We start from the raw sequence: 13744 nt of genomic DNA on the forward strand, positions 1-13744 counted from the left end.
ACGCCCGTTCCGGCGACCCGCTCGACCCACCCGCCGACGGCAACGTGCTGATCTGCTCAGCCAAGCCGGCGGGCGACGTGACGCTCGACCTCTAGGCTGGCCGGCATGACCGTCGACCTGTTCGCAGGCATCCCCGTCAGCGACTACACCACCGCGGTGGCCTGGTACGAACAACTCCTCGGCGGCCCGCCGTCCTTCCTGCCCAACGACGTCGAGGCCGTGTGGGAGCTCGCCGAACACCGCTACCTGTTCATCGAGGTGCGCCCCGAACACGCCGGCCACGCCCTGCACACCATCTTCCTGAGCGACTACGACGACCGCCTCGTTGCCATCGCCGACCGCGGCCTGCACCCGGCCGTCACCGAGACCTACGACAACGGCGTCCGCAAGGCCACATTCCACGACCCCGACGGCAACGAGATAGGCCTGGGTGGCGCCCCGCTCGAGACGCCGAGCTAGCGGCCGACGGCCGACGCCCCGCTCGGGACGCCGGCCAGAGATCGAACCAGGTCAGGAGGCCACAGTCGCGGCCGGAGCCGGGGCGGGAACGGCGGCGGCCGGGGCCTGGGCGCGGCGCCAGCGGTTGGCCACGGCGGGGGCCTTCTTTTCGACCGGGCGGCGGACGGCGGCCTCGCCGCGGTTGGGCAGGGAGAGGCGGAAGACCTTGGCCCAGGCCGAGGCGACCTGCTTGGGCAGCGGCCCGCTGGTGTAGGAGAGCCCGTACCGCTGGAACAGGTCCTGGATCTTGGGGGCGATCTCCTTGTAGCGGTTGCTCGGCATGTCCGGGAACAGGTGGTGCTCGATCTGGTGGGACAGGTTGCCGGTCATCAGGTGCATGGCCTTGCTGCCGCTGATGTTGGCCGAGCCGAGCATCTGCCGCAGGTACCACTCGCCGCGGGTTTCGCCCTCGATGGAGGTCTTCTCGAACGTCTCGACGCCGTTGGGGAAGTGGCCGCACATGATGACCGAGTGGCTCCACAGGTTGCGGACCAGGTTGGCCGTGAAGTTGGCGGCGATGGTGTGCAGGAACGACGGGCCGGACAGCGCGGGGTGCACGATGTAGTCCTTGAGCACCTGCTTGCCGATCTTGTTGCGCACCTTCTTGAGCGCGGCGCGGAATTTCGGATCCCGCCGGCTTTCCTTGCTCTTGAGGTTCTTGCCCAGTTCCAGGTCGTACGCGGCGATGCCGTACTCGAAGAAGCAGGCGTTGACGAAGTTGTAGAACGGCTGGCCCAGGTGCGCCGGGTGCCACTTCTGGTCCTCGTCGACGCGCATGATGCCGTACCCGAGGTCGTTGTCGCGGCCGATCACGTTCGTGTACGTGTGGTGCAGCTCGTTGTGCGAGTGCTTCCACTGCTCGGCCGGGGAGGCGTGGTCCCACTCCCACTTCGTCGAGTGGATCTTCGGGTCGCGCATCCAGTCCCACTGGCCGTGCAGGATGTTGTGGCCGATCTCCATGTTCTCGAGGATCTTGGCCACGGACAGGCCCGCGGTGCCGACGAGCCACGCCGGCGGGAAGATCGAGAAGAGCAGCACCCCGCGGCTGCCCAGTTCGAGCCCGCGCTGCCAGGCGATCACCCGGCGGATGTACGCGGCGTCGCGCTCACCGCGGCTGCCCATGACCTCGTCGCGGATGGCGTCGAGCTCGACGCCGATCTGCTCGATGTCCTCGGGGGTCAGGTGGGCGATCGGGCTGGACTTCTTGCGCTGAACAGTGGTCATACGGGTCCTTCTGAATGTCGAGAACAGGTGCCGGGAGCTAGGCGCCGATGGTGCACGGCCCGGCGGCGGCCGAGATGCAGGTCTGTACGGGAATGCTGTCGCCCGGTTCGGCGACGGTGAGCGAGCCGTCGCGCAGGTCGCGCACGGCCCCCTCGCGCAGCGGCAGCACGCAGCTGAAGCAGATGCCCATCCGGCAGCCCGAAGGCATCAGCACGCCGGCGCCCTCGCCGGAGTCGAGCAGCGGCTCGGAGCCGTCGGTCTCGACGACCGTGCCGGACTGGGTGAAGGTGACGGTGCCACCCCCGCCGCTGCTGATCAGGACGGGACGGAACCGTTCGGTGCGCAGCCGGTCGGCGGCGCCGCTGTCGGCCCAGTGGGTCTCGAGGTCGTCGAGCATGTCGTTGGGGCCGCAGGCCCAGGTGCGCCGGTCGAACAGGTCGGGCACGAGCTCCTCGACGTCGGCGGGCTTGAGCCGGCCGTCGGCGCGGGTGTGCCGTTCGATCAGGCGGATGCGGCCCGCGGCGGCCAGCGCGCGCAGCTCCGAGCCGAAGACCACGGCGTCGGGCGTGCCGGCGGAGTGCACCACGACGACGTCGGTGAGCTCGTGCAACGCGCTGCGCAGCATGCCCATGACGGGGGTGATGCCGCTGCCCGCGGTGACGAACAGCGCCTTGGCCGGGCGGGGCTCGTCGAGCAGGAACTCGCCGGTCGGCGGGTCGAGGTGCACGATCGTCCCGCGGCGGGCCCGGCGCACCAGGTGGGTGCTGACCGCGCCGCCGGCCACCTCGTTGACGGTGATCGTGACGCGCCCGTCGGGGCGGCCGGGCGGGCTGGTGATCGAGTAGGAACGCCACAGCCGTACGCCGTCGATGTCCACGCCGACGCGGACGTACTGGCCGGGCCGGTGCGCGCGCCAGCCGCGGCCGGGCCGGAGCACGAGGGTGACGCTGCGGTCGGTCTCCGGGCGAACCGCGTCGATCTTGGCCCGGAGGATCTGGGGATTGCGCAGCGGAGCGATCACGTCGAGATAGTCGGCAGGCACCACCGGGGTCGTGATCAGTTCGACCACGCGCCAGGCGCCGCTCCGGAGGTTGCGTATAACAGCCACGTAACAAGCTTCCTGCGTCGGGGGAGTAAATTCCTGACCAGGCGAAGTGAATTACCCCGTCCTATTTGTTCGTGAGGTACAACGAGCATGTCTGAAACGCTGCCGGACGTCCGGACCTTTCGCTTGTCACCCGCAGTGGTGATGCCCCTTCGGGAGAGGCTGCCGCACGTCGCCACGCAGACCATCGACGCCATCATGGCCGAGGTCCCCGCGTACCGGGAGGCTTTCTCCGGCGATCTGGGCGTCAAGATCGAGCGCGCGGTGCGGGCCGCGCTCGGCACCTTCCTCGGACTGGTTTCCCGAGGCCACGGCCCCGACCCCCAGTCTCCCCTGGCCCCGGCGCTGGAGGCGGCATATGCGCTGGGACGCGGCGAGGCCCGCAACGGCCGCAGCCTCGACGCGCTGCTGGCGGCGTACCGGGTGGGCGCCCGCGTCGCCTGGCACGAGCTGGCCGCGATCAGCGTGAGCGGCGGGCAGCCGGCGGCCACCATCGCCCACTTCGCCGAGCTGGTCTTCGCCTACATCGACGACCTGTCCGCGGCGAGCGTGGCCGGGCACGCCGACGAGCTCGCCTCCACCGGCCGGGCCCGCGCCCGCCACCTGGAACGGCTCGCCCGTGCCCTGCTCGCCGGCGAGAACGAGCACAAGCTGACCGAGGCCGCCCAGCGCGCCGACTGGTCACCGCCCCGCACGCTGACCGCCGTGCTCGTGCCCGAACACGCCAGCCGCGCCACCCTCAACCTGCTCGACCGGCGCACCCTGCAGCTCAACGAGGCCGGCCCCGGAGCGCCGGAACGCTCGGTGCTGCTGGTCCCCGACGCCGACGGCAGCCGCCGCGACGCCCTGCTGGGCCTGCTGCGCGGCCAGAGCGTCGTGGTCGGCCCCGCCCGCCCGTGGTCGCAGGTCAAGGCCTCGTACGATCGGACCGTCCGCGTACTGGGCATCGCCCGGCTGTCGTCGGGGCGCGGAGTCGTCGACACCGAGCAGCACCTGGCCGAACTGGTGCTGACCGCCGACCCGCAGGCGCTGGCCGACCTGCGCGCCCGCATGCTGGCCCCGATCGGCGACACCTCCGACGCCTCGGCCGCCAAACTGGTCGAGACGCTGCGCAGCTGGCTGCGGCACCAGGGCCGCCGCGAGGCGGTGGCCGCCGAGCTGTTCATCCACCCCCAGACGGTCCGCTACCGCATGACCCAGCTGCGCGAGCTCTACGGCGACAAACTCCGCGACCCGTCCTGGACGACCTCGCTGATCATCGCCCTCTCCGCCCCCGACCCGGCCTGACCTCAGCATCCGAGGGAACGAGGCGGCCCTGAGCCGACCGCAGCGTCCGGCGGGACGAGCCTGGGCCGGCCTCAGCGTCCGGCGGGTGGGGCCGGCCCTGGGCTGACCTCAGCGGGCCGGCGGACAGACCGGGTCCGGCTCAGCGGATCTACTCGGCGGTTGCGGCGAACGCTTCCTGCTCGGCGGACTCGGCGGACTCCGCCTCGTGCAGCGGCGAGCTGGTGAGCAGTTCGACCTCCCAGCCCTCGGCAGGCTCCTCGCCCTCCTCGCTCGCCTCGAGATAACTCCGCACCCGTACGCCGAGACCCAGCTGGGCCGCCGCCCGCAGGTGCTCGGTCACGTCGTCGATGCTGCTCAGGTAATGCGTGGCAATGAGTTCGGGCTGCACGGCGTTCTCGTCAAGATCAGTCACCGCCCCAGGGTAAGGGCAGCCGCCCGCCCCGGCAGCGTTCGCCCTGTGCGACGGGCTCCCCGGCCACACGTCGGCGCGGCGTACGGGGAAGGTCTGTCAGATGTCGAGGATCAGCGGGCGGTGGTCGGAGACCTCGGGGGTGGGCGGGATCTCGAAGTGCTTGACCGCCGACGGGTCGGAGATCAACAGATAACTCGCATGCCGTACGGGTTTGGGGTAGCTCGAGGTGCGGGTGTCGGACGTGCCGACCAGGTCGGTCAGGCCCGCCTCGGCCAGGATCGTGAACGTCTCGCTGGTGGGCAGCAGGTTGAGGTCGCCGCACAGGACGGTCAGGTCGCCGGGGCGGGCGATGCGCCGGGTCAGCTCGGCCAGTCTGCGAGCCTGCTCCCGCCGTACGGGGGAATCGCCTTTGCCCTGTGAGTCGCGCAGGCCGTGCGCCTGGACGACGCAGAGCGCGCGACCCGTGGCGGGGTCGGCAACCCGGACGGCGAGCGCGTTGCGGGGGCGGTGGGTCGAGGGCCACTGCTCGTGGGCGGTGAACTGCCCGTGCACGTACTCCGAATCGACGCCGACGACGGGCAGGCGCTCGGCCACCAGGGTCGCCACGCCGAAGTCCTGCCGGTGCGCCTCGCCGTCGACGTGGACCGGGCCGGAGTCGCTGACCAGGAAGAACGGCTGGTGGCGGGGCAGGGCCGCGCGGACGTCGTGGAACAGGTCGGCGCGTTGCGGGAGCGCGCGCTCGGCGTCGGAGAAATGGGTCCAGCCGGTCCGGCCGGGGGTGCGGGTCACCTCCTGCAGGCACAGCACGTCGGCCCCCGCTTCCGGCAGCCACGCGATCAGGTCGTCGTACCGGGCCCCGCCCCAGGCGTTCACGCTGACGATTCGCACGGCGAGCCACCCTACGCGCGCCCGGCGGAGATGGCCGCCGCTTTTCCCCCGGCCACGGCGACGCCACGCCCGGCTGATCAACGCCACACCCGGCTATGCGACGCCGTGCTTCTCGCGGCCGGTCACCCGGACGTCGACGAGGTCGGCCAGGTGCACGCCGGCCTCCTCCAGCAGGCGCTCGACGGTGGCGATGACCAGGCCGTCGACGATGTTGTCGCCGTGGATGAGGCGGAAGAAGTCCTGCCGGCCGCGGCGGACGGCCTCGACCCGCCACCGGCCGTCCGGGGTCTGCATCGCGCCGATCACCCGCCCCTGGCTCGGCGGCGGCACGGGCTCGGGGGCGCGGCGGATCGAACCCGGCGAGCGGTCGGTGCGCAGCCCGCGCCACGACGGGTGCCGCAGGCGGTTGTCGGGCGTCCAGTTGCGGAAGGCGACCTCGCCGATCAGGGCGGGCTCGACCCAATGGGCGTGGCGGGCGTACTCGCGGGGCACGCCCTCGACCGGCGGTGTGGTGCGGGCCAGCGCGGCCAGTTCGGTCTGCAGGTGGCGCAGGGCGCTGTCGGTGAAGCCGGTGCCGACGTGCCCGGCGAAGACGAGCTTGTCGCGTTCGTCGTGCACGGCCAGCAGCAGCGAGCCGATCGTGCCGTTGCGGCGGCCGGCTCCGGGCTTCCAGCCGATGACCAGCACCTCCTGCGTCTTGACCAGCGGCACCTTGGTCCAGTCGGCGGAGCGTTTCCCGGGCCGGTACGGCGAGTCGAGCCGCTTGGCGACCACGCCTTCGAGCCCGGCCAGCTCGGCCGCGCGCAGCACCGTGCGGCCGTCGACCTCGGCGAAGCAGGCCGGGACGCGGACGTGCTCGCCGACCAGCCCGAGTTCGCTGAGGCGGTCACGCCGGGTCACGTACGGCCGGGAAGTGAGGTCCTCGCCGTCGAGGGCGAGCAGGTCGAAGATGTAGTAGAGCACCGGGACCGCGCTGACCAGGGCCGGGCTGGGCGGGGAGACGTGCATGCGCTGCTGCAGCAGGGCGAACGAGGGCCGTTCGTTCTCCAGCGCCACGATCTCGCCGTCGAGGACCGCCTCGCGCCCCCGCAGCAGATCGGGCAGCTCCCCCAGCTCCGGATAGCCGGCCGTGATGTCGTTGCGGTTGCGCGAGCGGGCCTCGACCCGGCCGCCACCGACCGTGGTGATCGCGCGGACGCCGTCGTACTTGAACTCGAACGCCCACCCGGGACCGGCCGGCAACGTGCCGGCGGCCGCGAGCATCGGCGCTGAGTTCACCACTCCAGTGATCACGACTCACGGCCCCGCGGCAACCGGTACGCGGAAAGATCACCTAACTACATCGGTGTAGTTTCCGCTGCTCAGGCACCCGCCCTGCCGATTTGGGCGGGAAGCCTACCCTGGGTTCTCACCAACGAAACGGGGATCAATGCGCGTTCTTCTCGCCGGCGCCGCCGTCGTGGCCCTGGCCGGTGGCTGTGCCGCCCAGCAGCTCCAGGCCCTCGAACCGAAGCTGGAGCTGCGCAACGCCGCGCAGCAGCTGGCCGACGCCCCGCGGGCCGGGTTCACCCTCAAGGTCACCGGCAACCCGGACGACCTGGTCGCCGCGGCCGGCGAGGACGCCGACGCCCGTACGGTCAAGCAGCTGTTCAACTCGTCGGTCACGCTCGCCTACGACAAGGGCGGGCCCGGCGCCGACGACGACAGGTCCAGCCTCGCCGCCACGATCGACGGCCTCGCCGGCACGGAGATCCGGTTCGTCGACGGCCTGATCTACGCCAAAGCGCCCGTCAGCGAGCTCGCGGCCAAGTTCGGCGCGTCCCCGGCCGAGATCAAGGAGCTGAGCGGGGGCGGATCGGACGTCGACGCGTTCTTCGCGGGCAAGTGGGTCTCGATCGACCCGTCGTCGTTCCCGCAGGACGAGACGACGCCGAGCCCCGACCAGGAGAAGGCGGTGGCCGAGCTGACCGCGAGCGCGACCAACCTGCTCGAAGGGGCAGAGGTGGTCCGCGACAGCGCCGACGACAAGCACCTGATCATCACGACGTCGACGGCCAAGGCGTACGGGGAAGCGAAGCGTTTCGCCACGGCGGTCGAGCCGTCGCTGGCCGCGCGGTTCAAGGAGGCCCCGGCCGACAAGCCGATCGTGCTGGACCTGTGGATCGACAACGGCAAGCTGACCGCGGCCGAGCTGAACGTGCTGCAGTTCGTCGAGGGCGCGACCGGCCGGGTGGCGGCCCGCCTCGAGGTCAGCGAGCCGCAGCCGATCGAGGCTCCGGCGGGCGCCACCAAGGTCGACCTGTCCGGGCTGGCCGTGCCCTACCTGGCCGGCGTCTGAGGTTCCGGGGAAAGGGAGACGGCCGGAAGCCCCGGGAGATCACGCTTTCGCGGATCTGCAACCTGGGGCGACCGGCCGCCGCCAACCCCGTCGGCCGAACCGGCCGTCAGGGTGCATACCTCAGAGCGGGCGAATGTTCGCGGCCTGCAGGCCCTTGGCGCCCTGCTCGACATCGAACTCGACGCGCTGGTTCTCGTCGAGGCTGCGGTAGCCCGACGACGCGATGGCCGAGAAGTGGGCGAACACGTCGGCGCCACCGTCGTCCTGGGTGATGAAGCCGAATCCCTTGTCGCCGTTGAACCACTTCACGGTGCCGGTAACCATCTGACAGTTTCCTTTCGACTGGTGGAGGAGACGCACTTTACGAGTCCTCCGCGTCGCGGTTGTGATCCTGTCGACCGACGAAACAAAAAAGACGCCTGACCCGGGTTGAGAAACCCGTCAGGCGTCGAAAAAGCACGTCCAAAAGGAAATCAAAACTGCAACCTGGCCAATGTAGCACGGCCACGGCCGCTCGACCGGATGCGCCGGGGGACGAAAATGGGGGGATGTCGATTCCCCGCTGGAGCATCGACCCGACGGGCGGGTGCTGGCCTACCGTCCGGAGTCCGGCGGCAGCCTGGTCGAGAACGCCATCGCCCGGGTGCCGCTGACCTGGTGCGGGGTGGGGCGGTAGGTCAGTTGCAGGCTGCGGTTGTCGAAGGTCCGGCTTTCGAGCAGCTCGAGGTCGAAGTCGCCCGCGCCGCCGAGGACGGGGCTGGTGCCCGTACGGCCGGAAACGACCGGGAAAATCGTGATCTGCAGGCGGTCGACCAGGCCGGCGGCCATCAGGGCCCAGTTCAGTTTCAGGCTGGCCTGTGAGCGCAGCGGGACGTCCGACTCCTGCTTGAGGCGGGTCACGATCTCGACGGCGTCGCCGCTCACGACGGTCGCGTCGGGCCAGCCCAGCGTGCCGGTCAGCGTCGACGAGATCACCGTGGCGGGCGAGCGCATCGTGCGGACGTTCCACTCGTCGAGCGCGTTCGGGTCGTCGCCCGCCATGATCTGAGCCATCTCGCGGAACGTGGTGGCCCCGTAGACCATCCGCTGGCCGGTCTCGAAGATGGCGGCCCGGTGCGCGAGCAGCTCGGGGCCCTGCTTGCTCCAGTAGCCACCCCAGTCGGCCCCCTCGACGAACGAGCCGTACCCGTCAAGGGTGGAGAAGACGTCCCAGGTGTAAACGGCGGTCATGTCGGTTCCTCTCGTCGGGTTCTCTCACCCTCCCCACGAACGGGACCGGCCCGGCCCGACAGTCATTCCATCAGCGGCCGCGTCAGGGATCTCGGCTCCCGCCCGGCGAGCAGCCAGCCGAGAGCGGCGGCGAGCAGCGGCACACCGACGGCGATCACGAGCAGGTCGACCACCGGCACTCGCGCCAGCTCGGTGAGCTGACTGCGGGACGAGCCCGCCAGGATGAGCGTGTACGCCGTGCCGATGCCCAGGACCGCGCCGAGCAGCGCCAGCCCGCCGGCCGTGGCCGAGGTGAGGCTGCGCCGGATGCCGCCCGTCGCGCCGGTGGCGGTGAGCACGCGCAGGTCGCCCGCCGCCTCGGCCCGGATCAGCCCGACGGTCATGGCCAGGATGGCGAGGGCGAGAACGGCTCCGCCCGCCGTCGCGATCGCCCGTAACGCCGCCAGCCCACCGCGGTTGTCCCCGGCGGCGCCGTGTTCGAGGACGTTCGCCACGATCACGATGGCGGCCGGGACGGCGAGCGCCAGGCTGATGGCGGCCAGCGCGGCGCTCGACCGGGCCTGGTGGCGGCCGAGGTCGCGCCAGGCCAGCCGGGGCGCGACGGGAAGCCGGGCGCCGGCGGCGGCGAGCACCCGCACCGCCGAGGGGGCGACGAACAGCAACGCCAGCCCGATCGCCAGGGTGCCCGCGACGATCAGCGCCGCCTCGGTGATCCGCAGATCGTCGCCCGCGGCCGGGCTGCTGCGGTGTGCGAGAGCGATCCTGAGCGACACAACGCCCAGCGTGACGAGCACGGCAGCCGCCACGGCCGACCGGCGCGCCCGCTTGGGTCGTGGCGGGCGCGCGGACAGGGCCCGGGTGATCGGCACCCGGGCGGCGGCGCGGGCCGGTCGCCACGCCGCCGCTGTCGCCGTCAGGACGGCCAGCAGCACGACGGCGGCGATCTGCCACCACGGCAGGTCCAGCCGGTCGACGCGGCGCCCCACCACCGTCTCGAACCGTGGTGTCACGGCGATCCACATCAGGGTGCCCGCGACCGCGCCGGTCATCGAGGCGGTGACACCGACCGCGGCGCCGTGGGCCAGCAGCACGAGGCGAAGGTGCCGGGGGCTCGCCCCGACCGCGGCGAGCAGGCCCAGTTGCCGCAGCCGCCGGTGCGCGAGGACGGCGAACCCGGCGGACGCGATCAGGCAGACGAGCAGCATGGCGACCGCGTAGACGCCGAACACCGCGGCAGCCGCTTCCACCCACGCGCCCGGCGGGGTCACGTGGTAGCCGGCCGACACCGCCACGGCGGCCACGGCGACGGCAACGGCCAGCAGAGTCAGCACCATGACCTGCTGGCGCCACTCCCGGCGGAACATCCGCCAGGCCCAGCGGACAACCGCGCGCCGGGCCGGCAGTCCCCCGTCCCGGCTCACGCGTTCGCTCCCGGCGTGAGCAGGGACTCCGGGCCGGGGCCGGGCGCTGTCTGATCAACCGCGCGGCCGTCGCGCAGGAACACCACGCGGTCCGCCCAGGAAGCCATCTGGGCGTCGTGGGTGACCATCACGGTGGCCACCCCGTCGTGACCGGCCTGGCGCAGCATCCGCATCACCGCCTCACCGCTGAGCGAATCGAGGGCGCCGGTGGGCTCGTCGGCAAGCAGCACCTGCCGATCACCGACGACGGCCCGCGCGATCGCCACCCGCTGGCTCTCGCCGCCGGACAACTCGTCGGGGTAACGGGTGGCCCGCTCGGCCAGCCCGAGCCGGTCGAGCACGTCCATCGCGGCGGCCCGGGCGGCCTTGACCCGCACGCCGTCCAGCTCCAGCGGAAGCGCCACGTTCTCGACGGCCGTCAGCCCGGCGAGGAGGTTGTAGTTCTGGAACACGTACCCGATCGTCTGGCGTCGCAGCCGCGCCCGGTCGTTGCGGGACCGGCGCGCCACCTCCTGACCGGCGATGACGACGTCGCCGGCGGTCGGCTCCTCCAGCGTGCCGGCGATCGTGAGCAGCGTGCTCTTGCCGGAGCCGCTCGGGCCCATCACGGCCACCAGTTCGCCCGTGCGGACGGTCAGGTCGACCTCGCGCAGGGCGTGCACCTCGGTGGGGCCCGATCCGTAGACCTTCGACACTCCGCGCAGCTCGACCGCCGCGCTCATCGCCGGACTCCCGCGATCCGGCGGCCGATGCGCGGCCGGGAAACCGGTTGCTCGCCCGCGGCTTGTTCACCGGAGGCGCGTGCCGGCAGGCGGCTGAGCCGGGAGTCCGCCGCGTCGAGCCACCGGACGATCGCCTCGATCCGGAACAGCTCCGCGTCAACGATGAGGGCCAGCTCCACCTCGTCCTCGGCGACCTCGCCCTTGAGGCGGGTGTACTCCTGCATGGCCTGAACCAGCTGCCGCCGGTGCACCTGAAGCAGCGCGGGCAGATCGACGCCGGGCACCCGCATCGCCACCAGAACCTTGATGACAAGCTCGTCGCGGGGCGGCGGAACCACGTCGGGCGGTGTTCGCAGCCACTCGCTCAGCTCGCCGGAGCCGGACGCCGTGATCGCGTACACGGTCTGCGGGCTCGCGCCGCCGGAGCCCTCCACCTCGACGAGCCCGTCGCGCTCCAGGCGCTGCAGCGTGGTGTAGACCTGCCCGACGTTGAGCGGCCACACCTCCCCCGTTCGAGCTTCGAACTCCTGCCGGAGCTGGAGGCCGTACTTCGGGCCCTCGCTGAGCAGGGCCAACAGGGCGTGCCGTATCGTCATACCGGGTAATATACTCAGTATACGGAGGGTGAAACAAGGGGCGGCCCCGCAGGAACCGCCCTTTGTTACTGCCGGCGGGTCAGAGGCCGCGGCGGCGGTTCCAGTCGATGACGTACCAGGCATAGAGGATGTTGCCCAGGCCCGCCGTGAAGAAGAACAGCAGCACGTGTACGCCGAACGACTGCCGCTTACGCAGCCCGTGGCCCCCCGCGAACGCCGCGGCGGTGGTGCTGTTCTGGATGATGACCTGGGGCGGGGGCGCGTACTGCTGCTGGTAGGGCTGCTGCTGCGGGTACGGGGAGTAGGCCGGCTGCTGCGGGTAACCCTGCTGCGGATACCCCTGCTGCGGGTAAGCCTGCTGCTGCGGATACGGCTGGCCGTACTGCTGCTGCTCCTGATACGGCTGACCGTAGTGCTGAGGCGGGGCCGGCGGGTAAGCGGCGGGCGGGGCCGACGCCGGCGGGTAAGCGGGCGCGACGGCCGGCGGGGGCTCGCCGTAGGGCGGGTAGCCACCGTAGGAGGGTTGGTCGTGGTTCGGGACCGGGTGGGACACGGCGGCACTCCAGTGGATCTTGGGACGTGAAACCGCAGAGTAGTTGCTGCTCACGACAGGTGGAGGTCGTCCTGACGGTCAGTTCGGCTCGCCGAACAGCCGGTAGTTCGCCTGTCTGCCGTGGCGGGCACAGGGGAAGAATCGAAGGCCTTCGAACACGCCGTGATCGCGTTGGTGGTGCGTGCGCCGGCGACCCTGGGCCTCGTGGGGGGGGTCGCCCTGGCAGCGGGGGTATGCCGGCCGCCGGTGCGGGGCGGGCGGGTTGGTGGCCGTCGCCGCCGGGGCCCTGTTTCTGGCCTTCTCGGCGGGGCCGTCCTGTTCGTGATGTCGGCGGGCTTCCTCGATTGAGCCCTCAACCCGTGCAGCGGTAGGCGACCTCGGCGCCGGACCGGATGGGGGTCGGCTCGATGATGTTGACGGTGGCGGTCTCGGTGGTGGAGCCGACGCCGCTGAACGTCCAGCGGAGGGTCAGGGTGGCGGTGCTCCTGCCCCGGCCGACCTGCTCGGTGAGCACGTCACCGGGCGGGGCGTCGGAGCGGAACCACTGGTAGCGGATAACGCCGCTGCGGCCGTTGGTGCGTACGGTGGCGACCACGTCGACGGTGACGTCGCAGCGCTCCCCCGCGGGTTGCGGCACGGCGACGGTGACGCTTTCCAGCTCGAGGGGCCGGAGCCGCTGCCACAGATACAGCCCGACCACGGCGATCAGCACGATCGTGAGCAGTGTGGAGAGCACCGACACCAGCCGGCGCCACAGCGGCCGCCCGGCGGGAGCAGGGGTGGGCCAGTCAGGCGCGGCGGACGGCGTGGCCGGCACGCCGGGTCCGAACCGGAGCTCGGCCTCGACCCGTACGGTTGGCGCCGGTTGCGATCCCGGCGCCGGCGCCGGTTGACGGCCGCGTGCGGCCTCCGGTTGCGGCCGCTGGTCGTGCCACGCCGGCTGCGGTCCCTGATCGTGCCACGCCGACTGCGGCTGATGGACGGTTGGCGCCGGTTGCGGGTCGTGGGGCGCCGGCGCGGAGGGAGTGAAGCGGGCGGTCTGGTTCGGCCCGCCGAGGCGCACGGTCGCCCCCGGCTGAGGTCCGTAGGCACCCGGCTCCCCGTGCGCTCGTTGGTCGGGGGACGGCGACTGGCCGATCCCCTGCGATTGCGGCTGATAACCGATTCCCGGCGGCGGCTGACGGACGGTCGGCGCCGAGCGAGGATCGTGCACCGTCGGTGTGGCGGGGGCGAAGTGGACCGTCTGGTTCGGGTCGCCGGGGTGCGCTGCGGGATCGATGTGAGTGGCCCCGTCCCGGGACCCGGCAGGATCGACGTGAGTGGGCCCGCCCCGGGACGCGGCGGGGGTGATGCGGGTGGTCTGGTCGAGGTCGGTCCCGTCGAGGTGGACGGTGGGGGCGGGGCGGTTGATGGTTGCCCACGGGTCGGCCGGGGGCGTCATCCGGTCGTCGAACGGTTCCTCCGGCACGG

Annotated in this window: 15 protein-coding genes; 3 read left to right on the forward strand and 12 right to left on the reverse strand. The window is 71.8% G+C overall.

Translation table 11 applies throughout. The features are described 5' to 3' along the window. Window positions 1-105 precede the first annotated feature (105 nt). The gene (locus C8E87_RS04160) at window positions 106-459 is read left to right on the forward strand and encodes a VOC family protein (protein ID WP_133871858.1); all 354 of its coding nucleotides are present in this window, start codon (window positions 106-108) and stop codon (window positions 457-459) included. Between the two features lie 51 nt (window positions 460-510). Here C8E87_RS04160 and C8E87_RS04165 read toward each other — a convergent pair whose 3' ends face one another. Both C8E87_RS04165 and C8E87_RS04170 read right to left on the reverse strand, forming a co-directional pair. Continuing rightward, window positions 511-1722: a fatty acid desaturase family protein gene (locus tag C8E87_RS04165; protein ID WP_133871859.1), complete on the reverse strand. Its 1212-nt coding sequence runs from the start codon at window positions 1720-1722 to the stop codon at window positions 511-513. Between the two features lie 37 nt (window positions 1723-1759). Next, window positions 1760-2830: a ferredoxin reductase gene (locus C8E87_RS04170; protein WP_133871860.1), complete on the reverse strand. Its 1071-nt coding sequence runs from the start codon at window positions 2828-2830 to the stop codon at window positions 1760-1762. Between the two features lie 87 nt (window positions 2831-2917). Here C8E87_RS04170 and C8E87_RS04175 point away from each other — a divergent pair, with 87 nt between their 5' ends. Then, window positions 2918-4114: a PucR family transcriptional regulator gene (locus tag C8E87_RS04175; protein ID WP_133871861.1), complete on the forward strand. Its 1197-nt coding sequence runs from the start codon at window positions 2918-2920 to the stop codon at window positions 4112-4114. A gap of 148 nt (window positions 4115-4262) precedes the next feature. Here the strand turns inward: C8E87_RS04175 and C8E87_RS04180 are convergent, their stop codons facing one another. The 3 genes from C8E87_RS04180 to ligD form a co-directional block, all read right to left on the reverse strand. Then, on the reverse strand, window positions 4263-4526 hold the full coding sequence (locus tag C8E87_RS04180) for a hypothetical protein (protein ID WP_133871862.1): 264 nt from the start codon (window positions 4524-4526) through the stop codon (window positions 4263-4265). 96 nt (window positions 4527-4622) lie between these two features. Continuing rightward, complete coding sequence (locus C8E87_RS04185; RefSeq protein WP_133871863.1) at window positions 4623-5414, reverse strand: endonuclease/exonuclease/phosphatase family protein; 792 nt, start codon at window positions 5412-5414, stop codon at window positions 4623-4625. Window positions 5415-5507: 93 nt separating this feature from the next. Continuing rightward, window positions 5508-6692: a non-homologous end-joining DNA ligase gene (ligD, locus tag C8E87_RS04190; protein ID WP_239080669.1), complete on the reverse strand. Its 1185-nt coding sequence runs from the start codon at window positions 6690-6692 to the stop codon at window positions 5508-5510. 151 nt (window positions 6693-6843) lie between these two features. Between ligD and C8E87_RS04195 the strand changes: the two genes are divergently transcribed. After that, window positions 6844-7752, forward strand: a complete 909-nt coding sequence (locus C8E87_RS04195; RefSeq protein ID WP_133871864.1) for a hypothetical protein — start codon at window positions 6844-6846, stop codon at window positions 7750-7752. 120 nt (window positions 7753-7872) lie between these two features. Here C8E87_RS04195 and C8E87_RS04200 read toward each other — a convergent pair whose 3' ends face one another. The 7 genes from C8E87_RS04200 to C8E87_RS44500 form a co-directional block, all read right to left on the reverse strand. After that, window positions 7873-8076 (reverse strand): cold-shock protein, encoded by a 204-nt coding sequence (locus C8E87_RS04200; RefSeq protein WP_133871865.1) that lies wholly within the window; start codon window positions 8074-8076, stop codon window positions 7873-7875. A gap of 270 nt (window positions 8077-8346) precedes the next feature. Further along, a complete protein-coding gene (locus C8E87_RS04205) occupies window positions 8347-8982 on the reverse strand; it encodes a dihydrofolate reductase family protein (RefSeq protein WP_133871866.1) in 636 nt (211 codons plus the stop codon). Window positions 8983-9044: 62 nt separating this feature from the next. After that, the gene (locus C8E87_RS04210; protein WP_203720988.1) at window positions 9045-10403 is read right to left on the reverse strand and encodes an FtsX-like permease family protein; all 1359 of its coding nucleotides are present in this window, start codon (window positions 10401-10403) and stop codon (window positions 9045-9047) included. Continuing rightward, window positions 10400-11125, reverse strand: a complete 726-nt coding sequence (locus C8E87_RS04215; protein ID WP_133871867.1) for an ABC transporter ATP-binding protein — start codon at window positions 11123-11125, stop codon at window positions 10400-10402. The genes C8E87_RS04210 and C8E87_RS04215 overlap by 4 nt, the downstream gene beginning before the upstream one ends. Next, window positions 11122-11721: a PadR family transcriptional regulator gene (locus tag C8E87_RS04220; RefSeq protein WP_133871868.1), complete on the reverse strand. Its 600-nt coding sequence runs from the start codon at window positions 11719-11721 to the stop codon at window positions 11122-11124. The genes C8E87_RS04215 and C8E87_RS04220 overlap by 4 nt, the downstream gene beginning before the upstream one ends. Before the next feature lie 79 nt (window positions 11722-11800). Further along, entirely contained in the window at window positions 11801-12274 is a 474-nt protein-coding gene (locus tag C8E87_RS44495) for a DUF8108 domain-containing protein (protein ID WP_203720987.1), read from the reverse strand. A gap of 352 nt (window positions 12275-12626) precedes the next feature. Next, window positions 12627-13742 (reverse strand): hypothetical protein, encoded by a 1116-nt coding sequence (locus C8E87_RS44500; protein ID WP_203720986.1) that lies wholly within the window; start codon window positions 13740-13742, stop codon window positions 12627-12629. Window positions 13743-13744: the final 2 nt, after the last annotated feature.

The organism is Paractinoplanes brasiliensis (assembly GCF_004362215.1).
In the GTDB taxonomy this organism is placed as follows: Bacteria; Actinomycetota; Actinomycetes; order Mycobacteriales; family Micromonosporaceae; genus Actinoplanes; species Actinoplanes brasiliensis.